The following is a 22,488-nucleotide window of genomic DNA, read 5'->3' on the forward strand; positions in this document are numbered from 1 at the left end:
TAAATTTTCTCAGCCTTATAAAGAATTTAGAAAAGGCATTTTCAATAGTTCAAAACTACAAATATTGGATTATTTAAATCAAGGTGTTTTGTTTGCTACCACTATGCAAGTGGTCAGTTCATTAGAAGCTAATGATAAAACAATAATTGGAGGTATAGCTTACTATACTGACGGTAAATGGATTTGGCCAAATTACTTAGTGTATTATTTAACAAAATATGATATTGAGATCCCTAAGTATTTTGTCGATAGTACAAAAGAAATAGGGAATATAAATAATAAAATTGATGTTGAAAAAGCTATTTCTTTTCTAAAGAATAATAATATTATTTGATTTTTTTAGTCAAAAAAAGTTTCATCATTCTTTAACAATGAGGTGTTTTTCGAAATATTAAAATAGTTGGTGGTCCTGCAAATGATGCGCAGGAGCTTTTTGCGGTTTATCCATTGGGCAACGGCAAATAACCTCCATTAAGAGATTTAATGCCTGGTGTCTTTTTAAACTTGGTTTAAATGTGAAAGCACCAAAGGGACAAGTTAGTCAGATTTGAAAGAGTTCCAGCTGCACAACTTTATAAGAATGCCTCAAGAGAATTTAAACATTTTTCTGGCGTAAATAAAACTTACAACCGTTAAACATTAATGTTTCGAAGATTCAAAGCTTAGCCTTATCTTTGCTTCATGTCAACACAATTAAAAAATCTTTCAGATTTCTCTCACACCACTGTACCTAATGGCGCAGATTATAAATTCGGAATTATTGTAGCGGAATGGAATGCAGAAATTACGGGTGCCTTATATAATGGAGCATTAAAAACACTTATAGAAAATGGTGTAAAGGAAGAAAATATTGTTTCTTTACCTGTTCCCGGAAGTTTTGAATTAACTGGTGGTGCTGAAATATTATTAAATAAAAGAAATGATATTGATGCCGTAATTTGTTTAGGTTGTGTGATTCAGGGAGATACAAAACACTTTGACTTTATTTGCGATGCTGTAGCGCAAGGTGTTACAAATGTTGGCATCAAATACAGTAAACCTGTTATTTTCGGTGTACTAACAACCAATAATTTAGAACAAGCTCAAGACCGTGCGGGTGGTAAACATGGTAATAAAGGAGATGAAGCTGCAATCACTGCAATTAAAATGGCCGATTTATCTGCAAATATTTAACTTATATTCTGTAAACTATTTGTACCTTAGCGCATTAAATTAACCATCTAATGAAAAAAGTAGCCATCTTACTCTTGGCGGTGTTTAGCACCATTACCATTTTAGAATCTTGTTCTTCTAAACTTTGTCCGGCTTATAGCTCCTATCCTGAAGGCAAACGAAGAAGAAACTAACCTTTCAATTTTCATTTTTACGTCATTTGCAGAACATTATCTTCAATGCAACTGTTGTGCCTATAAATAATATTTACTATGACTTGGGTTAATTTAACATCGGCTGATCAATTAAACGAAATAAAAAATGCAGACGGCTACAGCTTGATATTCAAGCACAGCACCCGTTGCTCTATTTCAATGATGGCAAAAAGAAATTTCGAATTTAACTGGGAAGTTATTCCAGTGGATACAAAACTTTACTTTTTAGATTTGATCAGTTTTCGCGAAATCTCAAATTCAGTTGCAGAGGTTTTTAACGTGGCACATCAATCGCCCCAAATTTTATTAATTAAAGATGGAGACTGCGTTTTAGAAGCATCACATAGCGATATCTCTGCAGAGGAAGTGGCAGAAGTAATTGCGGCTTAATAATATTTAAATTTAACGATATAATAAAAGGGCTTGAAAATTGATTTTCAAGCCCTTTTATTTGCTTAGCTTTTTCGTTTAAGCGTTTTGTATTTCTAATATCCTGGACGTTCTTTCTCTAGTTGTTTTACTAAGAGCGGCATCATTTGCCAGTTCTTTTCCATACGTAGGAATCATTTCTTTTATTTTATTCTGCCATTCGTCGGTTGCTAAATCTTCTTTAAAGCAACGTGCCAACAACTCCAACATGATGGAAACTGCAGTAGAAGCGCCTGGTGATGCACCCAATAAAGCGGCAATAGAACCGTCTGCAGCACTTACCACCTCCGTACCAAACTCCAGTACTCCACCTTTTTTCTCATCCTTTTTAATCACTTGTACCCTTTGTCCGGCATATTCAAGCTCCCAGTCTTTTAACGCTGCGGTAGGCAAATATTCTTTCAAAGCATCCAGCCTGTCTTCGGGCGATTGTCTTACCTGTTCAATCAAATATTTAGTTAAGTCAAGATTATGTAAGCCCGCCGAAATCATCGGACGGATATTGTTAAACTTAATTGATTTCGGAAGATCCAAAAATGATCCATTTTTAAGGAATTTTGTAGAAAAACCTGCATAAGGACCAAAAAGCAAAGCTTGTTTACCATTAATCATTCTGGTATCTAAATGCGGCACAGACATTGGTGGTGCGCCAACTGCTGCTTTGCCATAAACCTTTGCATGGTGCTTGGCTATAATTTCGTCGTTAGTACATTTAAGCCATTGGCCACTTACCGGAAACCCGCCAAAACCTTTTCCTTCCGGAATTCCGGATTTCTCTAATAATGGCAATGAACCTCCACCTGCGCCAATGAATACAAATTTAGCTACCCGCTTTCTGCTTTCCTTAGTTTCTAAATCTCTAACCTTAATACTCCAGTTACCATCCTTATTTTTTCCTAAATCACGAATTTCATGATTGAAATAAAGACTTACATTTTTTTGTTCCTTCAGGTGATTGAACATATCACGGGTTAACGAACCGAAATTAACGTCAGTTCCCAGATCCATTTTCGTAGCAGCAATTTTTTCCTCTTTTTTGCGCCCTTCCATAATTAGCGGAGCCCAGGTATCAATTACTTTTGCATCTTCCGTATATTCCATATCGCTAAACAGATTGCATTTCTGCAATGCATCATAGCGCTTTCTTAAATATTCTACATTTTTCTTTCCCCAAACGAAACTCATGTGAGGAATTTTCCGAATGAAGTTTGCCGGACTTGAAACCAAACCCTTTTCTATTAAATAAGCCCAGAATTGTTTTGATACCTCGAAATGCTCTGCAATTTGAACTGCTTTCTTTGTTTCAACAGTACCATCAGCTTTTTCTGGCGTATAATTTAACTCGCAAAAAGCAGAATGACCTGTTCCCGCATTATTCCAGGCATCAGAACTTTCAGCTGCTGCAATATCTAGCCTTTCGTAAATTTCTATACTTAAATCAGGCTCTAACTCTTTTAATAAAACGCCAAGGGTTGCGCTCATAATACCTGCGCCAATTAGGATCACATCTGCGTCAGTTTTGCCAACTGTCTTTTTCTTTTTAGTCATTTTATATTAAAGGAGTTACAAATTTAGAATCATTTTAAACATACAACGAATTTTGACACATCAAAACATGGAAATATTACGATATTATTAAAAATTTCCAAGCCCATAGATCAACACCATAGCAAAGTTTAAACCAAAAGTTGCTTTCTATCCGCATAAAACTAAAAACGACATTAAAGAAACATTAAAAACTTATAAATAGATCTCATAAATTTCAATTTGGTTAAAAGCTTTACAAAACAATCCGCCTGTTCACCGTTATGCGGGATATCAGTGTATAAAACGTTCGCCTAAAATTATAAATTTTATAGCTAAAAATTATCATCTGGGCAGGATAATGAAATAAAAGCGACAGAAATGTGAAATTCTGCGCTAAGGCATTATCTTAAATCTAAACTTTATTGATTTTACAAATTAAGCGCTGAAACAGTTACTTTAGCTTATTATGAAAATAAGAAATTTAACGCTTCTGATAATGTTCATTTGTCTAATCAGCTGTAGCGGCGAAAAAACTGATCAGATGATGCTCGAACTTGATCAAGTAAAACTTAATGAAAATTTAAATTATGATAAAATTGTTTTCTATAAGTATGCAAAGCTTGCCATTCGGTCTGCAGCAATCCAGGATACAACTTTGCCCGAATACCAAAATTTTTCCAAACAAAGCGAAAGTACTATTCGTACCTTAAAATCTATTAACCCCAATGGCAAAGATCAATTATCTGTTTTTGAAGCATTGAGACTTTATAAATCGTACCGCTCAGTAAAAAGTTTTGTTAAAGAAACTGATGAAGACATCTTCCCTACCCTGGTAGATGGATTTATCGCTATAAAAACTGGTAAAATAGCAGTCGACACTTTTTATCCCGACAAGAATAAACTCAATAACCAAAATATAGAACATGCTGCCTTAAGTGTGGCCGTGTTAACAACCAGAGATCTGGGGCAACCCATTGCACTTTATGAATGTTCTAAAACAGCACCAGAAAAATTAGAAGATGGTGAAGTTAAAACATTGCTTGAGTTTATAAGAGGATTTCTTTTCTTTAGCAATAACCTATACTATCTATCAGAAGATGGCCTGACCAGAAACATCAAATGGCTGGATAAAAACCAACAAATTGCCCTTCCCTATACAAAAGCATTTTTTGGCTGGAGAAATTTAAGTGATGAACAGACACATCATGCCTTTCATGGCATGAACTATCTTTTCAGAGGTTTTGACAGGATGCGCATGAATAGAAAAATTGATGAGGAAAGATCATTAGAAGATTTTGATCTCTTTTTGAAGGATATGAATACCCTTGGCCTGCAGAATGAAATAATCTGGCTGGTGGATAGTTATTTGAATTTAAAAAGAGAAAATCCGGAAAAGGCCGTTCAGTCATTAGAAAAACTTAGTAAAAGCACGCTGCTATCAGATGATGAAAGGGAAGCCATTCAAAAAACAATCAATTATCAGAAAAACAGGGATGCTGATGCCGCTTTAAAAACCGTTTATGACAAGGCTTTCCTGGCGAAGATCGGAACAAAATATATGGTTGCCATTTTGGCAAAAATTGATTGGGAAAGATTAATGCTTGAGAACAACATTCCACATGCGAAAGAGATTTTTTCCGGAATCAAACAAGTTAAGCAACTTTCTAACGCGGTGAGCAGTTATACTTCAAAAGCAAAAGGAAGCACAAAGACATTAAAAGAAACAGGTGGGCAGTTTTTAGACCAGGCAAAAGGTTTATTAAAATAGTTAACAACCTTTATCTCTTTTATAACCTAGTACTTTCATCACCAATTGTTTTATTACAAGCGCCAAACATTTTATCCTTCTAAATTTTGATGTGGATTGTTTAACTTTGCCATATGATTGATTTACCAGTAGTACCTGCTGTAACTGAAGTTAAACGTAAACCAGATTGGTTACGGGTTAAATTGCCAGTGGGCAAAGAATATGCTCAAGTGCGCAGTTTGGTTGATACACATAAGCTCCATACCATTTGTGAAAGTGGTAACTGTCCGAATATGGGCGAATGCTGGGGCGCAGGCACTGCAACATTCATGATTCTTGGTAATATTTGCACCAGGAGCTGTTCATTCTGTGCCGTAGCAACCGGTAGGCCGTTAGCTGTTGATGTAGATGAACCCAATCGAATTGCCGATTCTGTAAGATTAATGGGGGTTAAACATTGTGTAATTACATCTGTAGATCGTGATGATTTGAAAGATGGTGGTTCCATTATATGGGCAGAAACGCTACAAGCCATTCGCAGAGAAAGTCCGGTTACTACGTTGGAAACCTTAATTCCAGATTTTAAAGGCCAATGGGATAACTTATATCGAGTACTGGACGAACGTCCTGAAGTAGTTTCACACAATATGGAAACAGTTAAACGCTTAACCAGGCAGGTAAGGATTCAAGCGAAATATGACAGAAGCCTGGAGGCTTTGAAAAGAATTTCTGAGTTCGGATTAAGAACTAAAACAGGTATTATGCTTGGATTAGGAGAAACTGAAGAAGATATTTTCGAAGCTATGGATGATCTTGTTGCAAACGGAGTACACATCCTTACATTAGGTCAGTATTTACAGCCAACCCGCAATCACCACCCGGTTATCGACTGGATACATCCTGATCAATTTGCCATGTATAAAGAAGTAGGTTTATCAAAAGGATTAAAATACGTGGAAAGCGGGCCTCTGGTTCGGTCATCTTATCACGCAGAAAAACACCTTTTTCCTATTGAAGGAATAGCTTAAAGTCTGAAATTAATATAGAATTTTTAAATGTTTTGAAATCGCTTTCCCGTCGGGATTGTGTTATCAAAACATTTTTTGTCTTTATGTGTTCAGTATTGTATCTTAGTAATCGAAGTGACAGCACTAAAAAAACTTACTCTAACCGAACCTGAACTCGTTCTTGCACTGCAATCGAAAGATTCTACAGTGTTAAAAACACTGTACAGCATGTATTCTTCGGCACTTTACGGTGTAATTTCCAGAATTATTACCCATACAGAACTGGCAGAAGATGTATTACAGGAAACTTTTGTGAAAATATGGCAATCTGCTGAGCATTACGACAACTCCAAGGGAAGATTATTTACATGGATGATGAATATTGCCCGCAATTTATCCATTGATAAATTACGATCTAAAGATTTTAAAAATTCACTCAAAAACCAAGATATAGAAAATAACGTAAGTTTCGTTGATGAACAAAACAAGGTAACCTTTAATCCAGATGTACTTGGAATAAAGCAGCTTGTTGAAAATCTAAAACCAGATTTACAAGCCGTTCTTGATTTAGTTTATTACAAAGGCTACACGCATGTGGAAGCCGCAGAAAAGTTAGATCTGCCATTGGGTACGGTGAAAACCCGTATTCGTTTGGCCATTATTGAATTGAGGAGGAGTTTTAATTAAGCGTGGAAAATTTAAAAGCATTTATCGAATCTGGAGTACTAGAACTGTACGTTTTGGGCGATTTATCGCCAGAAGAAACGTTGCGTGTAAAGGAACTGGCCTCGCAACATCAGGAGGTTCGGGATGAACTGGCCGCTATTGAGTACGCGATGGAAGAATTTGCTATGCAAAATGCAGTACAACCTTCTGAAGATGTTGAAGCAAAGTTATTTCAAAAATTAGGCATTAATATAGATGAAGAAACCAATTCGGTTTCCGATTTGCCACTGCAGGCAGAACCAAAAATAGTAAGTCTTGATCACAGTAATGCCAAAATGAGAAGCTTACGCTATGCGCTTGTTGCTTGTGTAGCACTTCTAATAGTTAGTACAGCTGCCTTATTTATTACTTATAGCAAACTAACTGATGCGCATGATCAAATTGCAAGCCTGAATTTAGATAAAGAAAAATTTGCAGGCGTTGTTAGCAAATTGGAATATAACAACCGTGGATTAAATAACCTGGTTGAAATGAACGAAAGTAAAGATTGGGCTACTATTAAGATGCAAGGCCAGGCGATTAGTCCGCAATCAAAAATGAACGTTTACTGGAATAAGAAAAATAAAGATGTTATCATAAATTATCTGGCAATGGATTTACCAAAGGCAGATGCACAACACGAGTATCAACTTTGGGCTTTGGTGAATGGAAAACCAGTGAGTTTAGGTGTATTTGGGAAAACGGATTCTACCTCAAGAGACGCTTTATTAAAGATGCAAACCATACAAGAAGCACAAGCTTTCGCCGTTACGCTCGAACCAATGGGTGGAAGTGTAAACCCAACAATGGAAAAACTAACCGTAATGGGTGGTGTTTAGATAAAGATTTAAAAAATAAAAAAACCCGGCAATACAAAAATTGCCGGGGTTTTTTATTGGATCATTATTTTTGTGCATATTTCACTTCTTCGTAAGGCTGAACTAAAACCCAGCCCTCTCCGAAAAATTCCAGTTGGAAAGATTCACCACTGCCTCTTCCGATAAATGAACCAAAAGTAAGGTTAGTTTTGATGTTAGGAGATAAATTTTCTGACCAGGCTATAGTAGCATTCGGATCAGTATAAACTGGCTGATTAGCGCTTACCCTTAATAAGATAGGCTCGCCATGAGTGGTAATTGCAATGTAACCACTTCCAGATAATTTCACCTGGAAAAGGCCTCCGCTCATCATTCCGGCCACACTCTTTAACATTTTGATTTCATTTTTAATCGTGTCTTCAAGTGCTAGAACATCATTCCCATTTACAAAAACAGATTCATTTTGGAGCTTGATGATTTTCACTTTCTTGCCTTCATCTGCCAGGTAAAGCTTGCCCGTTCCGGAAGCATGCATTAATGATGTACCTTCTCCGGAAATGGCTTTTTTTAATAAACCACCCAAGCCCTTGCTTAACAAGCCTTCTCTTTTAAAATCAACATTGCCAATGTAGGCTACCATTGATCCTGCTTTAGCTAAAATCTTCTGATTCTTTAGATTTACTTCAAGTAGCGCAGGTTTCTCTAATTCAAAAAAGTCATTTTCATTTGGATCTTCTGCTGATTCATGAATGAGTTCCTTTAAAGTGTACTCTTTTTTAGTTTCCATAATTTAGTAATATTGTTTTTCGGTTTAACAAATCCCAATCAATTCCTAAGCCAAACACAGCAAAAAACAATTGTCTTTCAATCAAAACTTGTGGAAATTAGACATTTTATCCTCCTCTTAACATCATTTAAATATTCTTAAAAGGGGTTTTGTCAAATCATTAATCGAAATAATTTTTATTAAAAAGAAATATAAAAGAGGGTGGTTTAATAAAACAAACAACAATAACTGAATAGTTTTGAAAACAGTGGTGATGGCCTTTACAGAAATATTGTTAGCAATTAACAAACATAATGGCTGTTGCCTACATTAGTTTTGGTATTGTAGTAGAAATTTTGCCGGCCACTTGCGATGCTGTTACCACAAATTGATTTTTAGCTAATTCATTACCAGTCTGTCCGTGCACAAAACAACTTAAAATAGCGGCATCCAGTGATGGATATCCCTGAGCCACAAATGCCGCAGTTACTCCGGTTAATACATCTCCCATTCCACCTTGTGCCATCGCCGGATGACCAGTAGGATTGATATATACCTTCCCCTCAGCTGAACAAATGAATGTAAATTGATTTTTAAGCACAATCACTATTTTAAGACGCTTCGCTTGTGTTCTTGCCGTTTGCAATCTATCCCACCAACTATCATGCTGCCCAAAAAGTCTGTCGAATTCTTTCATGTGCGGAGTTAAAATAGAATGCTGTGGTAATTTTTCTATTAAATCTTGTCGTTCTGCCAATAGATTCAGGCCATCGGCATCAATAACCAGTGGTCGGTGAGCAGCAATTAAGCTTTCTAACAGCCGTTCATTCTCTAAGGAAAGACCCAAACCCGGACCAATAGCAATAGCCTGGTATTTACTTTGGTCTTCAATTCTGGTATATTCATCACGTGGTAAAGCCATCACTTCCGGAAGCGTCGTGTTCAGTGCATTTAATCCGCTATGCGGAATGCAGGCAGTAGTTAAACCTGCACCGGTATGTAAACAAGACATTGAGGCTAGTAAGGCTGCACCCATGGTATTGGTATTTCCGGCAACAATTAAGGCATGTCCGTAAGTACCTTTATGGCTAAATAATTTCCGTGGCTTTAGAATTCTTTTAATATCTTTTTCTTCGACAAGGTAAAAATCGGTATTTTGATTTTCAATAAAGTCTTCATCTAAACCGATTTCAACAACTTCAAACTGTTCTGTAGCCAAAACAGATTCTGGCATAAAAAAATTGATCTTAGGTCGTTGAAAGCAAATCGTTTTGTAAGCACTAACGCCATTATAGTTTGAAGATAACTTTCCTTCTGAAGAAAAGCCTGTTGGCACGTCAACCGCATAAATCCTTTTTTTCGATGTATTAATCTGATTGATCAGTTTAGCATATTCGCCTGACAATGGTTTATTCAATCCTGATCCTAAAATAGCATCTATAATGAGATCGGCTTTGATACTTTTTAAATCGCTGGCATTATTTAATACCACCTTCTTACATCTGGATTCCGCTAAACGCTGCAGATTAATGGCAAAATCTGCACTCTGCTTATCGCTAAAATTTACGATATAAACCTTAATATTAAAATATCCATTACTAAGCAATAAATGTGCAATGGCTAATCCGTCGCCGCCGTTATTTCCTTTTCCACAAAAAATAGCAATCTGTTTACCGGTATCAAATTCATCTCTCAAAAAACACTGAACAAAAGCACGGGCAGCCTTTTCCATTAAATCAATAGATGCTATGGGTTTATTCGCAATGGTAAATTCATCAGCCTGACGCATTTGCGTTGATGTAAGTAAAGTCTGCATATTACTAAGTTAGAATTTAAAGTATAATAAAGATTTCTTTATTAAACTGAGTTGGATCATATTTAGTTCTTTTAAACCGTAATAGTCTATGTTTTGATTAAAGTTAGTTAGCATTATGTATAAAACTACACCCAATTCGATAGCGAAAGAAAGATGTTACGATCGCTATTCCCCTCCTTTTCGGAGGGGCGTCCAAAGGGCTTGGTGATTAAAACCCACAGAAACCATTTAAATGATATTCTATGCATATTATTATTCAAATTTGGGTCTATTATTGAATTACTATAGCAACGCTTAATTTTTTGGCTTAGATTCATTCTCGTAACTAAGTTTATATATCTTTAAGTTAGGATACTAATTAAGTGAATAATCTTTTTATTAAATTATGCCAATTGAATGAGTTATAGAATCTTATTTAATTGGAGCTAGAAATATATCATGTCAGATAAAATAACCGTTGGTGTAATCGATTGTAGTAAATTTTCTATTTACCGAGACTGGGTTTTATCCTATGATCATCGCGTTGAGGTAATTCAATTGGGTTACAAACTAGATAATTTTGAAGAAATTAAGAAATGTCAGGGCATTGTGTTAACGGGTGGAGAGGATGTTCACCCCAGGTTCTATAATCATCCGGAGTACTACCCTTATTGCCATGCGGATGATGTAAATGAACGCCGTGATGAATTTGAATTTAAAGTTTTAGCTTACACAGAAGAAAATCATATTCCCGTTTTAGGGATTTGTCGTGGAATCCAGGTTGGGAATGTATTTTTCGGAGGAACTTTAATTCCTGATATTGTTACCTGGGGAAAATTTGACCATTCAAAAATGCCCGACAAAAGCGATCGCTATCATGATATTTTAATCAACCCAAGCTCCTGGCTTAAGCAAATAGTAAAGACGGACCATGGTCTGGTCAATAGCAATCATCATCAAAGTACCGATCAAATAGGAAAAGGCTTGGTGGTAAGTGCCCGCTCACCTGATGGCATTGCAGAAGCCATCGAACGTCTGGAACCTGCTGGAAAACCCTTTCTCCTTTTGGTTCAATGGCATCCTGAACGGTTGAATGATCAGCAAAGTGTTTTCAGCAAAAATCTTCATATTGCGTTTATTGATGCAATCATCAATCGTAAATAAACAAACCTTCATCGGGTTAATACTAAATCGACTTAGCGAAGCAGTTAAGTAAAGATTAGCTTTCAAAATCGCAACAAGTTCTAAAATTTTAATAAATTGCAGATTATACTTTTTAAGTTAATCAATTGAAAATTTAATGAAGAAACTAGTCCTTTTGTTATCCTGCTGCATTTTAACAGCTGGCACATTTGCGCAAACACTGGTCAATGAAACTGAAATAGGCGATGCAGAAACTGCTGTTTCTCCGGTTAAAATTGCCATAATTCCTGAACCCGTTTCCTTAATGAAGAAAGCCGGAACTTTCACCTTACCAGAAAATATCAGCATTCAGTCTGCTAAAGGAGAAGGTTTACAACAGTCAGTTATGTTTTTATCTGAAAGAATTAAAACAGCAACAGGCAAATTTGTAAGTACAGTTTCAAATGGCAATCACCCAACGATTAAATTGATCATTAATAATCAGAATGATCCGCAATTGGGTTTGGAAGGTTATAAATTAAACGTAAACACCACCCAGATAGTTATTACGGCAAATAAACCAGCAGGGATATTCTGGGGGGCTCAGTCATTAATTCAATTGTTTCCGCCTGCAATAGAAAGTAAAGAATTAGTAGAAAACGTGAAATGGAAACTGCCTTGTGTTGATGTGGTTGATTACCCAAAGTTGGGTTGGCGCGGCTTAATGTTTGATGTTGCCCGTCACTTTTTTACCAAAGAGGAAGTAAAGCAATTCATTGATAACATGGTTCGCTATAAATTTAATTTGTTGCATCTCCATCTAACTGATGATGAAGGCTGGCGAATAGAAATTAAAGGCTTACCAAAATTAACCGAAGTTGGTGCCTGGAGTGTTAAAAAAACCGGAACATTTGGCGATTTTATTCCACCTACTGCTGATGAACCTCGTACCTACGGTGGTTTTTACACGCAGGAAGATATTAAAGAACTGGTGCAATATGCGCAAGATCGTTTTGTTAACATTATGCCTGAGATTGATGTTCCAGGACATAGTTTAGCGGCAATTGCTGCTTATCCTGAATTATCTTGTACGCCAGATGCTGTAAACTATAAAGTACGCTCTGGCGAGAAGATTATGGACTGGAGCCGTGGTGCACCTCCCCTCGCTTTGGTTGATAATACCCTTTGCCCTGCAAATGAAAAGGTTTATGTTTTTTTAGATTCCGTAATCACACAAGTTGCTAAACTTTTTCCGTTCGAATATATTCATATGGGCGGTGATGAAGCGCCACATAATTTCTGGGAAAAGAATGATCAGGTGAAAGCGCTGATGCAACGTGAAGGTTTAAAAACCATCCCACAGGTACAAGCCTATTTTGAGAAACGGGTAGAGCAAATTGTGGTTTCAAAAGGCAAGAAATTTATGGGCTGGGATGAAATTCTGGAAGGTGGGGTTTCGCCTACGGCTTCGGTAATGAGCTGGAGAGGTTTAAAATATGGCATTCAGGCATCAAAAGAAAAACATAATGTGGTAATGAGTCCGACTGATTTTGCCTATTTAGATTACATGCAAGCCGATCCGATTACAGAACCAAAGGTCTATGCTTCTTTAAGGTTAAATAAAACCTATCAGTTTAATCCGCTTCCTGCTGGCGCGGATCCTAAATTTATTATAGGTGCACAAGCAAATCTATGGACAGAACAAATTTTCAATTTCCGCCAGGTACAATACATGATTTGGCCTCGTGCATTTGCCATTTCTGAATCAATTTGGAGTCCTTTGGAGAAAAAAAACTGGACCAGCTTCATTGATCGTACCGAAGAGCACTTTAAACGACTGGATTTAGCTGAAGTAAAATATTCGCCGGCTATTTATGATCCGATTTTTACGGTTAAGCGCAGCGCAGACAAACAACTGATGATTGAATTAACGCCTGAAATTGATGGTTTGGATATCTATTATAGCTTTGACAATTCCATGCCAGATCGTTTTTATCCTAAATACACTTCAGCGCTTACGCCTCCAAAAGATGCCAGTATGCTTCGGGTAATTACCTATAAAGGCAAACAAGCAATTGGTAGATTAATTAGCATGCCAATTGCTGAATTACAAAAGAGAGCAAAGTAATGGGTAAAGAAATTGAAAGAAAGTTTCTATTAAATCTGGAAGAATGGAACAAAGTAGATAAACCTGTTGGGAAACATTTAAGGCAGGGTTATATTTCCAATGATCCAAAGAAAACCATCAGGGTAAGAATAGCAGAAACGAAAGCTTGGTTAACCATTAAAGGCATCACCATCGGTGCTTCCCGTTTGGAATATGAATATGAAATTCCGCTGAATGAAGCGGCAGAATTACTGGATAACTTTTGTGAATCAGAGCTCGAAAAGACCAGATATGAAATTGATTACGAAGGAAAAACCTGGGAAATAGATGTGTTTTCCGGCGATAATGATGGATTAATTGAAGCAGAGATTGAACTCTTATCTGAAGAGGAACATTTTGAACGCCCGATATGGATAGCTGCAGAAGTTACAGCAGATAAGCGCTATTATAATGCCAACCTCACCACACATCCCTTTAAGGACTGGAAGGATTAGTAAACGTCCATCAAAAAACTTATTAAAGATGAAGGCCCGGAATTAATTCCGGGCCTTCATTATTTTGTGATTATCTACTTCCAGAGTAGTTCAACATTATCAATTATTTGATCGATTTTAGAGCTATATCAAATACCAGTGGTGTAAAAGGATTAATCGGACCACCTCCATTCTCTCCATAACCTAATTTAGAAGGAATAATAATTTTGATTTTACCACCTACACCAATTAACTGCACGCCTTCAATAAATCCGGGTGCTAACTGACCTAAAACTAACGGACGAGCAGAATACTGAGCCATCGGCGAATATATCCCGGCCTCTTTAGCAATCTTCGCATCAGATGTATCAAAAACATTGATTTTACCATCAGCTTTTTTATTAGTGAACTGACCAGTGTAATCAACCATAATTGTATCGGTTAAAGTAGCGCGTTGAGTATTTCCTGGTGTTTCAATTATGTATTGCAAGCCAGATGCTGTTTTTTGTGTTTTCAGGTTATTATCAGCAATGTACTTTGAGATCTTTGAGGCTTCGTTCGCCTTATTTTTAGCAATTAAAGCCTTATATTCCTCCTCGAAGAACGACCTTTTTTTTGTTTCAAAGGTAGAATCTGCCTCATTTGCTGCTTTGTGCAATACCTTCTCAATTTTGATCGTAAAGGTAGAGAAGTTATCTTTCGCCCCTGTTGGTTTAGGCTGACCGGAGTATTTGGCCATAGAATCTAAATTCAATTTAAAAACTGCACTATCTCCCTCACCTAACAATTTTAACGCTGAAGCTAAATCTCCTTTAAACATCGATTTACCAATAGGAAAAAATGCCGGACGTTCGTTATCATAAGTATTTACCAAAGTAGAATCTCCACTTTTAGTTTCAATAATCTGAATCCCGTTAAGCTTTACAAAATCACCCTCCTGTATTTTTGGCTTTCCTTCACTATTGTAAATTTTATAGGTCATATCACCTTCACCCTTTTCAAACTTATTACAGGCCGCTAAACCTAAGGTTGCCGCGAATAATACTATAACTGCTTTTTTCATTTTTGTCTATGAATTAATTAAGCAAAAAAAAAGTGTTGCTCAATTGAAACAACACTTTTCTCTGACTTTAAATTATTTTTTTACTGGTGCAGCTGCTGCAGGTGCTTTCTTAATATCTGTAATCTCGATATCGAAAACAATTGGATTGTAAGGCATAATACCTACCTGAGGCGCACCTTGCTCACCATATCCTAATTTAGAAGGAATAATAGCGGTAATTTTTCCACCTTTACCTACTAACTGTAATGCTTCAGTAAAGCCTGGAATTGTACCACCTAAAGCCATTTTGGTTGGACCATATGGTCTGCCAGCTTGGAATTTATTTTCAGCTTTAGCAATTTTCTCATCGCTGGTGTCGAATACAGGATATTTACCTTTAGCATTCTTTTTAGCCAACTTACCAGTATAATTTAAGGTAACCGTATCGCCTAATTGAGCACGTTCTGCATTTCCCGGAGCAGTGATAATATACTGTAAACCGCTTGCAGAAGTTTGTGTTTTTAAATTGTTATCAGCAACGTAAGCTTTAATCTTACCATCTTCTGCACCTTTCTTTTTCTCGGCAGTAGCTTTGAAGTCAGCCTGGAAGAATTCACCTGCTCTTTTGTTAAAAGTAGAATCAGCTTCGCCAGCATTCTTTTTGAAAACTTTTTCTACTTTAATGGTAAAAGTGATGTATTTATCATTTTTGAATTGTTCTGGTTTAGGCTGTTTGCTATAAAAAGCCATGGTATCCAAGTTAATTTTAAATGTTGCACTATCACCTTCTCCAAATAAAGTTAATACATCATTCATATCACCAGCATACATTTTCTTTTGAACCGGAAAAACTTGTGGGTTTTCGTTGTCATAAGTACTTCCTAATACTGAATCTTTATCATTTTTCTGAATGAAGTTCATCTTAACGATATCACCTTCCTTGATTTTCTCTTTACCTTCAGAATGATGAACGGTATACAATAAACCACCAGCACCTTTTTTCTCTTTGTTACAAGCTGCTAAACCTAACGTAGCTGCTACAAGAACAATTATTCCTTTTTTCATTTTGTATTTAAACTTTATTTAATTTGGTTATTTGCTTTACGCAATTAATTGGTTTTTATATTCTTCTAAAATGGATTTAAATTCATTTACCACTTCATTTAAAGGCTTTTCTGAGGCACCGCCAGCTGCATTTCTATGTCCGCCGCCGTTAAAATATTTTTTACAAATTTCGTTTGCCGGAAAATCTCCGGTAGACCTTACAGAAAGTTTAACCTTATCAGTACGCTCAATAATTAATGCAGCCAAACGGATTCCGTTGATAGAAAGTGCATAATTTACAACACCTTCCGTATCACCTGTAGTACTGTGAAATTGGGCGAGTTCTTCTTTGGTTACCGAAATGATTGCCGTATTATATTCTCTAATAACCTCCAACTTGTTGGACAGGCAATAACCCAGAAAACGTAATCGATCTTCGCTTGCGTTATCATAAACCTGCTGATGAATTTTCCAGTGTTCTGCACCTAAATCAATCAGTTCAGCTGCGATTCGATAAACATCAGAAGTGGCAGACTGAAAACGGAATGACCCGGAATCGGTCATTATTCCAGTGTATAAACAAGCAGCAACATCTTTATTAATACCCGCTTTATCCTCCAGTTGATTCACAATAAAATCGTAAACCAATTGCGCCGCTGCGCATGCATTAATATCCCAATGACGATAATCATCAAAATCTTCAGGCTCTAAATGATGATCAATCATCACTTTTTTGGCACCTGCAGCCCTTACCAACTCACCTAATTCATTGATTCGGCTAAGGGTATTAAAATCGAGACAAAAAATTAACGCCGCTTCATCCACTAATTTAGCTGCTTTTTCATGCTCTTCAGTAAAAATCACTACGTCAGCATTGTTAGGCATCCAATGTAAAAAGACAGGATAATCAGTTGGTGTAATCACTGTTACATGATGACCTTTCTGGATTAAATAACCATATAAACCTAGTGATGAACCCATTGCATCACCATCTGGCTTATGATGCGTAGTGATAACAATTCGTTGTGGCGTAGCCAGTAAAGATTTTAACTCAGGTAGTGTAAGCATATATTTTTTGCGTTGCAAAGCTAAGGATTTTTAAAATAGGATTAAAGCATTTTAAGTTTAGCCACACCACATATTAAACAAAGCAGCATAGATAATCAAAAACAGCCATATTTACCATCGTATAAGCCAGAAACATCGAAAGCTATCCTAATCTTATAGATCAGTTATTGGTTATTCATCAATTAAAACGTAGTTTTGCAGCAAATTGATATTCAAACACAATGAGCACTAACAGAACTTTTACCATGATCAAGCCAGATGCAGTTGCAAACGGCCATATCGGATCAATCTTAAATGACATTACCAATGCAGGTTTTAAAATCATTGCATTAAAATATACTAAGTTAACTGACGAAACTGCTGGTCAGTTTTATGCAGTTCACGCTGAGCGTCCTTTCTATAAAGATTTAGTAAGCTTCATGTCTTCAGGTCCAATCGTTGCTGCTATTTTAGAAAAAGACAATGCAATCGAAGATTTCAGAAAATTAATCGGCGCTACTAATCCAGCTGAAGCTGCTGAAGGTACTATCCGTCAAAAATATGCTAAATCTATTGATGCAAATGCAGTACATGGATCAGATTCTGATGAGAATGCAGAAATTGAAGGTAACTTCTTCTTTAAAGCTGATGAGCGTTTTTAATTGCTAATCAAAAACATTTTTTTTAAAACCTCGATATTTTCGGGGTTTTATTTTTTTATCATTTTTGTATCTTTCGCACTTAAAACTTTTAAACATCCAAATCGTTGTAAACACACATCTTAATAATAAATGAAAAAAATTCTCTTAGCGGCATGCCTTTCAACAGCTACAATTGCATCATACGCTCAAAAAAAACCAGTAGCTAAAAAGCCAGTCACTAAAAAAACTATTACAACCACTACAACGAGAACCACTACTATTGTATCTGGTTTAAGATCACCATTAGATTCAACAAGCTATGCTTTTGGTACCTCTATTGGCTCGGGATTAAAATCTACCGGATTAACTACACTTAATTATGAGGTACTGTTAAAAGGTTTAAAGGATTCATTTACGGGTGGAAAAGTACTTTTAACGCAAGCACAGGCTCAGGAAGTAATCAACGGCGCAATGTCGAAAGCATCAGCAGTAAAAAACAAAGCAGAGGCTGCAGCAAATAAAATTAAATACGGACCAATTATGAAAGAAGGACAAGATTTCTTAGACGAGAACAAAAAACGTGCTGGTGTACAAACTACTGCCAGTGGACTACAGTATGAAGTTTTAACCGCGGGAACAGGTGTTAAACCGGTGGCTACCGATTCAGTACTTGTACATTACAAGGGCACATTATTGAATGGCAAACAATTTGACAGCTCTTATGATCGTGGCGAACCAATTAGTTTCCCCTTAAACCGCGTAATTCCAGGTTGGACAGAAGGCGTACAATTAATGCCGGCAGGATCGAAGTATAAATTCTTTATCCCTTATCAACTTGCTTATGGCGAGCGTGGTGCAGGTGCAGATATTCCGCCATATAGCACCCTTATTTTTGAAGTGGAATTGCTCAAAGTTAACGGCAAATAAGCATTTATTAAAACATTCTTTGACCTACGATGTTAGCTATTAAAAAAATTAGCATCATATGAAAAGAATATTTCCAATAGCACTAATTGCATTTTTATGCACTACCTTAAGCAGTTGTGAACTGGTGGGAGGTATATTTAAAGCTGGCCTTTGGTCTGGCATAATCGTAGTTGTAATTGTTGTTGCACTACTGATCTGGATCCTGTCTAAAATTTTTGGTGGCGGAAGAAGGTAAAATAAAAAAGGGTTAATTTTTGAAGAAAAATTAACCCTTTTTTGCGTCTTAATATTTACAGAAATACCATTTCATTAATCACAACACTGCCAGCATGTTCATTTAACTTTTGGATAATTCCCTGGCGAACCATTACCAATTCATTCTTGATTACAGAGGATTCTATTCTAATAAATAGCTTTTTATCTTTAATATAGATTTGTGTGGTTCTATTTGCGATGGCAGTTCCCATAATTTCCGGCCAGATGGATAAAATAGAGGTCTCATCAAATTTACGGCGTAAACGGTACACATCCAGCATTTTGCTAATGGCATCCTTCATCGTTATATCATTCGGTTTACGCATGGCTTATTTGTCCCTCCTTAACTTCAAACAAAGTTACTTCAACTTGTATTTTTTCAAAAACTGATTTCACTCTTTCCTTACCGGTGTCCGTGATGAATATTTGGCCAAAATCTTGGTGGGATACCATTTGCATTAATTTTTGCACACGGTGATCATCCAGTTTATCAAAGATATCATCCAGCAACAGCAAAGGTTTAAAACCTTTATTTTTTGCCAGGTAAGCATATTGAGCAAGTTTCAACGCAATTAAAAAAGATTTCTGCTGCCCTTGTGACCCAAATTTTTTCAATGGCATTTCACTAATTTCGAAAGCAAGCTCATCTTTATGAATACCGGTTGTAGTACGTTCCAGCACCCGGTCTTTTTCTACTGATTTCTTCAGCAACGTTTCGAAAGGGAAATCAATCAGTTGTGATTGATAATTTAATGAAACAACTTCTTTGTTTTCGGTAAGGTACAGATAATATTCATTGAAGAGCGGAATAAACTCATCCATGAAAGCCTTTCTGGTGGCAAATATTTTATTTCCGGCAATTACCAGTTGCTCATCAAGAATTTCCAGCAAAGTAGGATCGTATTTTCTGGTGATACTTATCTGCTTTAAAAAAGCATTTCTGTTAAGCAAAATCCGATTATAGGCAATCAATTGATCCAAATAATGCGAATCTGTTTGAGAAATCACGTTATCAATAAACTTTCTCCGCTCTTCACTGCCTTCCATAATTAAGTTAACATCGTAAGGCGATACCATCACTACAGGAAACAGGCCAATATGATCGGCAAGTTTTTCGTACTCTTTTTTATTGCGTTTAAATTGTTTTTTTTGATTTCGCTTAACGCCGCAGGTAATTTTATCATTGCGTTCATTTCGATCAAAATCTCCCTGAATCATGAAAAGATCCGATCCGGTTTTGATTTGTTGCCCATCAATAGGATTAAAATAGCTTTTACAAAGGCACAGATAATGAATTGCATCGAGCATATTTGTTTTACCAGACCCATTATTACCTGTAAAAACGTTTACAGTGTCAGAAAATTGGAGATCTGCATCACAATAATTTTTAAAATTTAGAAGCGTAATATTCTTTAACCACATAAATATGGCGCAATTTACCGTTTTTTAACCTCTAAATAACTAATGTTTAATTAAATACTTCGAAATAAAGATTGATACTTTGATTGAAAAATGTATTTTTGCAATCTTAAATTTTTTAAACAAACATGTCTACAATAGATAACCAAACTACTCAACCTATCAAAAAAGGTTCATTTTTACAGGAAAATAATAAGAGCTTGCTATTTATTGCCGGCGCTGTTGTTTTATTAATTGGTGTATATTTTTGGTATCAAAATGTGTACTTAAAAGGTCGTGCTGAAGAAGCTGCAAGCAAAATGTTTAAATCTGAATCATATGTTGGTATCGATTCATTATCTAACAAAGCGGTAAAGGGCGAAGGCGGTTATCCTGGTTTAGAACAAATTGCAAAAGAATACGACAATACAAAATCTGCTAATTTAGCTAATCTTTATTTAGGTGGAATTTATTTGCGCAAAGGTGAATACAAACAAGCAATTGATGCTTTAGGAAAATACAGTGCTACAGGTAGCCCGGTTGCAGACCCCTTGGCTTTAGGCTTATTAGGTGATGCTTATAGCGAATTGAAAGACTACAAACAAGCAGCTACTTACTACAAAAAAGCATCTGATAAGGCCAGTAAATTTACTTCGCCAATGTTTCTTAAGAAATTAGGATTGGTAAACGAAAATCTTAAAGATTTTGGTGGTGCTGTTGATGCTTATACTAAAATCAAAACACAATATCCAGAAAGTGCTGAAGCACAAATGGTAGATGCCTATCTTGCTAGAGCTCAGGCACAAGTTAAATAGTAAACTTGTAATAAAATATAAAGTATTGGAGACCATCGAAAGATGGTCTTTTTTTGTGTTCATATTGTCTAGTCCTGAAATAGCGATACAAAAATAAATCGTTATGACAATTATTATAAATTCGGGTTACCAGAAGCGCACCCAAAAGGACTATTCCTTATCCCTTAAACATCAGATTGTTTTCGAGATTGAACAGGGTGAACTCTCCACAACAGGTGCTTTAAAGAAATATGGCATCCAGTCTCGTTCCACCATAGTGGGTTGGTTGAGAAAATATGGTAAATTTGATTGGGAGAATCAAACCCCATCTCATATGCCTAAGACACCCGAACAGAAAATACTGGAGTTGGAAGCCAAAGTTAAGCTTCTGGAGAAACAAAATGCCTTTCTAGCTACTCAGAATACAAGGGCTGATAAAAAAGCAATCATCTTCGATATGATGATCGATATTGCAGAGAAGGAATATAATATTGAAATCCGAAAAAACTCCTCACCCGAACAGTTGAACAATACCAAAAAACCTACAAAGAAAGCTTAAATGCTACCTGTGGATTGTTCGGGGTTAGCAGACAGGTCTATTACCGGAGTGAGAAGAGACGGATTAGGAAACAGGATTTATCGGCAGAGATTATAGGACTGGTGATGGGTGTGCGCATGAAAATGCCCCGCATTGGAGGCAGGAAACTTTATCATATATTAAAAGAATCTCTTGAAGCCCTATCAGTAGGAAGAGATAAACTCTTTCAGATATTAAAAGCGAATCATTTATTAGTTAAACCAAAACGCAGTTATCATATTACCACAAATTCTCACCATAGGTTTCGCAAACACAAGGACCTTACCATTGATATGAAAGTCAGTAGGCCAGAACAACTTTGGGTTTCTGACATAACTTATCTTGGAAACAGAAAAGAACCCTGTTATCTAGCTTTGGTCACAGATGCATATTCAAAAAAGATAGTTGGCTATGATGTTTCGAATAGCTTAAGTATGGAGGGAAGCCTGAGGGCGTTGAAAATGGCTATCTTAAAAAGGATATATAAAAAAGACATGCTAATACATCATTCAGATAGAGGGCTGCAGTATTGCTGCGATGAATATCAGCAGACGCTGATTAAAAATAATATTAACTGTAGCATGACCGAAAGCTATGATCCATACCGGAATGCTGTAGCTGAGCGTGTAAACGGAATTCTAAAACAAGAATTCATTGTCATCAGAGAAGGGGTCAAGCTCTCTGAAATGAAAAAAATGGTTTCTGAAAGCGTTAATATTTATAACAATATTAGACCACACCATGCATGTTTTATGAATACCCCAAAATATATGCACAGACAAAGTAAAATCGAAATCAGGACTTATAAACGAAAAAATAGCAGCCGGAATGAACCAACTGCTATTTAAATCGTAATTTTATTTAATTATTAATCCTGTATCAAATTTTCAGGACTAGTCA

At 36.3% G+C, this 22,488-nt stretch carries 25 protein-coding genes; 17 read left to right on the top strand and 8 right to left on the bottom strand.

What is annotated here, in order from left to right:
* The 4 genes from SOM16_RS22650 to ytxJ form a co-directional block, all read left to right on the top strand.
* Nucleotides 1-334: hypothetical protein (locus tag SOM16_RS22650; protein WP_320466280.1), on the top strand; the 334-nt coding region annotated here is incomplete at its 5' end.
* Between the two features lie 347 nt (nt 335-681).
* Entirely contained in the window at nt 682-1,173 is a 492-nt protein-coding gene (ribH, locus tag SOM16_RS22655; RefSeq protein WP_320466281.1) for a 6,7-dimethyl-8-ribityllumazine synthase, read from the top strand.
* Between the two features lie 50 nt (nt 1,174-1,223).
* On the top strand, nt 1,224-1,346 hold the full coding sequence (locus tag SOM16_RS22660; protein WP_320466282.1) for a hypothetical protein: 123 nt from the start codon (nt 1,224-1,226) through the stop codon (nt 1,344-1,346).
* A 78-nt stretch (nt 1,347-1,424) separates the two neighbouring features.
* The gene (gene ytxJ, locus SOM16_RS22665) at nt 1,425-1,757 is read left to right on the top strand and encodes a bacillithiol system redox-active protein YtxJ (RefSeq protein ID WP_320466283.1); all 333 of its coding nucleotides are present in this window, start codon (nt 1,425-1,427) and stop codon (nt 1,755-1,757) included.
* A gap of 78 nt (nt 1,758-1,835) precedes the next feature.
* On the opposite strand, the gene SOM16_RS22670 is transcribed toward ytxJ, so the two are convergent.
* Nucleotides 1,836-3,344 carry a malate:quinone oxidoreductase gene (locus SOM16_RS22670; protein WP_320466284.1) on the bottom strand — a complete coding sequence of 503 codons (1,509 nt, stop codon included), beginning with the start codon at nt 3,342-3,344 and terminating at the stop codon, nt 1,836-1,838.
* 475 nt (nt 3,345-3,819) lie between these two features.
* On the opposite strand from SOM16_RS22670, the gene SOM16_RS22675 reads away from it, so the two are divergent.
* From SOM16_RS22675 to SOM16_RS22690, 4 genes are all read left to right on the top strand, one after another.
* Nucleotides 3,820-5,091, top strand: coding sequence for a hypothetical protein (locus SOM16_RS22675; protein WP_320466285.1), 1,272 nt, complete (start codon nt 3,820-3,822; stop codon nt 5,089-5,091).
* Between the two features lie 113 nt (nt 5,092-5,204).
* Nucleotides 5,205-6,098, top strand: a complete 894-nt coding sequence (gene lipA, locus SOM16_RS22680) for a lipoyl synthase (protein ID WP_320466286.1) — start codon at nt 5,205-5,207, stop codon at nt 6,096-6,098.
* A gap of 114 nt (nt 6,099-6,212) precedes the next feature.
* On the top strand, nt 6,213-6,764 hold the full coding sequence (locus SOM16_RS22685) for an RNA polymerase sigma factor (protein WP_320466287.1): 552 nt from the start codon (nt 6,213-6,215) through the stop codon (nt 6,762-6,764).
* Between the two features lie 2 nt (nt 6,765-6,766).
* Entirely contained in the window at nt 6,767-7,621 is an 855-nt protein-coding gene (locus SOM16_RS22690) for an anti-sigma factor (protein WP_320466288.1), read from the top strand.
* A gap of 64 nt (nt 7,622-7,685) precedes the next feature.
* On the opposite strand, the gene SOM16_RS22695 is transcribed toward SOM16_RS22690, so the two are convergent.
* Together SOM16_RS22695 and SOM16_RS22700 are read right to left on the bottom strand one after the other, a co-directional pair.
* The gene (locus tag SOM16_RS22695) at nt 7,686-8,387 is read right to left on the bottom strand and encodes an AIM24 family protein (RefSeq protein WP_320466289.1); all 702 of its coding nucleotides are present in this window, start codon (nt 8,385-8,387) and stop codon (nt 7,686-7,688) included.
* A 304-nt stretch (nt 8,388-8,691) separates the two neighbouring features.
* Nucleotides 8,692-10,182, bottom strand: coding sequence for an NAD(P)H-hydrate dehydratase (locus tag SOM16_RS22700; RefSeq protein WP_320466290.1), 1,491 nt, complete (start codon nt 10,180-10,182; stop codon nt 8,692-8,694).
* 438 nt (nt 10,183-10,620) lie between these two features.
* Between SOM16_RS22700 and SOM16_RS22705 the strand changes: the two genes are divergently transcribed.
* The 3 genes from SOM16_RS22705 (at nt 10,621) to SOM16_RS22715 (ending at nt 13,884) form a co-directional block, all read left to right on the top strand.
* Entirely contained in the window at nt 10,621-11,325 is a 705-nt protein-coding gene (locus SOM16_RS22705; protein ID WP_320466291.1) for a gamma-glutamyl-gamma-aminobutyrate hydrolase family protein, read from the top strand.
* Between the two features lie 136 nt (nt 11,326-11,461).
* Nucleotides 11,462-13,411, top strand: a complete 1,950-nt coding sequence (locus tag SOM16_RS22710) for a beta-N-acetylhexosaminidase (protein WP_320466292.1) — start codon at nt 11,462-11,464, stop codon at nt 13,409-13,411.
* A complete protein-coding gene (locus SOM16_RS22715; protein ID WP_320466293.1) occupies nt 13,411-13,884 on the top strand; it encodes a CYTH domain-containing protein in 474 nt (157 codons plus the stop codon). Before SOM16_RS22710 ends, SOM16_RS22715 begins: the two co-directional genes overlap by 1 nt.
* Before the next feature lie 103 nt (nt 13,885-13,987).
* Here SOM16_RS22715 and SOM16_RS22720 read toward each other — a convergent pair whose 3' ends face one another.
* The 3 genes from SOM16_RS22720 to SOM16_RS22730 all read right to left on the bottom strand — a co-directional run bounded on the left by SOM16_RS22720 (nt 13,988) and on the right by SOM16_RS22730 (nt 17,017).
* Nucleotides 13,988-14,926 carry an FKBP-type peptidyl-prolyl cis-trans isomerase gene (locus SOM16_RS22720; protein WP_320466294.1) on the bottom strand — a complete coding sequence of 313 codons (939 nt, stop codon included), beginning with the start codon at nt 14,924-14,926 and terminating at the stop codon, nt 13,988-13,990.
* A 72-nt stretch (nt 14,927-14,998) separates the two neighbouring features.
* Nucleotides 14,999-15,970, bottom strand: coding sequence for an FKBP-type peptidyl-prolyl cis-trans isomerase (locus SOM16_RS22725; RefSeq protein ID WP_320466295.1), 972 nt, complete (start codon nt 15,968-15,970; stop codon nt 14,999-15,001).
* 36 nt (nt 15,971-16,006) lie between these two features.
* Entirely contained in the window at nt 16,007-17,017 is a 1,011-nt protein-coding gene (locus tag SOM16_RS22730; RefSeq protein ID WP_320466296.1) for a DHH family phosphoesterase, read from the bottom strand.
* Between the two features lie 221 nt (nt 17,018-17,238).
* Here SOM16_RS22730 and SOM16_RS22735 point away from each other — a divergent pair, with 221 nt between their 5' ends.
* The 3 genes from SOM16_RS22735 (at nt 17,239) to SOM16_RS22745 (ending at nt 18,799) form a co-directional block, all read left to right on the top strand.
* Entirely contained in the window at nt 17,239-17,658 is a 420-nt protein-coding gene (locus SOM16_RS22735; protein WP_056088170.1) for a nucleoside-diphosphate kinase, read from the top strand.
* A 129-nt stretch (nt 17,659-17,787) separates the two neighbouring features.
* A complete protein-coding gene (locus tag SOM16_RS22740) occupies nt 17,788-18,564 on the top strand; it encodes an FKBP-type peptidyl-prolyl cis-trans isomerase (protein WP_320466297.1) in 777 nt (258 codons plus the stop codon).
* A gap of 58 nt (nt 18,565-18,622) precedes the next feature.
* A complete protein-coding gene (locus tag SOM16_RS22745; RefSeq protein ID WP_320466298.1) occupies nt 18,623-18,799 on the top strand; it encodes a hypothetical protein in 177 nt (58 codons plus the stop codon).
* A gap of 55 nt (nt 18,800-18,854) precedes the next feature.
* On the opposite strand, the gene SOM16_RS22750 is transcribed toward SOM16_RS22745, so the two are convergent.
* Together SOM16_RS22750 and recF are read right to left on the bottom strand one after the other, a co-directional pair.
* The gene (locus tag SOM16_RS22750; protein ID WP_320466299.1) at nt 18,855-19,145 is read right to left on the bottom strand and encodes a DUF721 domain-containing protein; all 291 of its coding nucleotides are present in this window, start codon (nt 19,143-19,145) and stop codon (nt 18,855-18,857) included.
* Complete coding sequence (gene recF / locus SOM16_RS22755; protein WP_320466300.1) at nt 19,138-20,241, bottom strand: DNA replication/repair protein RecF; 1,104 nt, start codon at nt 20,239-20,241, stop codon at nt 19,138-19,140. Before recF ends, SOM16_RS22750 begins: the two co-directional genes overlap by 8 nt.
* 125 nt (nt 20,242-20,366) lie before the next feature.
* On the opposite strand from recF, the gene SOM16_RS22760 reads away from it, so the two are divergent.
* From SOM16_RS22760 to SOM16_RS22770, 3 genes are all read left to right on the top strand, one after another.
* Nucleotides 20,367-21,032, top strand: coding sequence for a tetratricopeptide repeat protein (locus SOM16_RS22760; RefSeq protein WP_320466301.1), 666 nt, complete (start codon nt 20,367-20,369; stop codon nt 21,030-21,032).
* A gap of 103 nt (nt 21,033-21,135) precedes the next feature.
* On the top strand, nt 21,136-21,570 hold the full coding sequence (locus SOM16_RS22765; RefSeq protein ID WP_320466302.1) for a hypothetical protein: 435 nt from the start codon (nt 21,136-21,138) through the stop codon (nt 21,568-21,570).
* A 14-nt stretch (nt 21,571-21,584) separates the two neighbouring features.
* A complete protein-coding gene (locus SOM16_RS22770; RefSeq protein WP_320466303.1) occupies nt 21,585-22,436 on the top strand; it encodes an IS3 family transposase in 852 nt (283 codons plus the stop codon).
* The last annotated feature ends 52 nt before the right edge of the window (nt 22,437-22,488 follow it).

The organism is Pedobacter sp. CFBP9032 (assembly GCF_034045265.1).
In the GTDB taxonomy this organism is placed as follows: domain Bacteria; phylum Bacteroidota; class Bacteroidia; order Sphingobacteriales; family Sphingobacteriaceae; genus Pedobacter.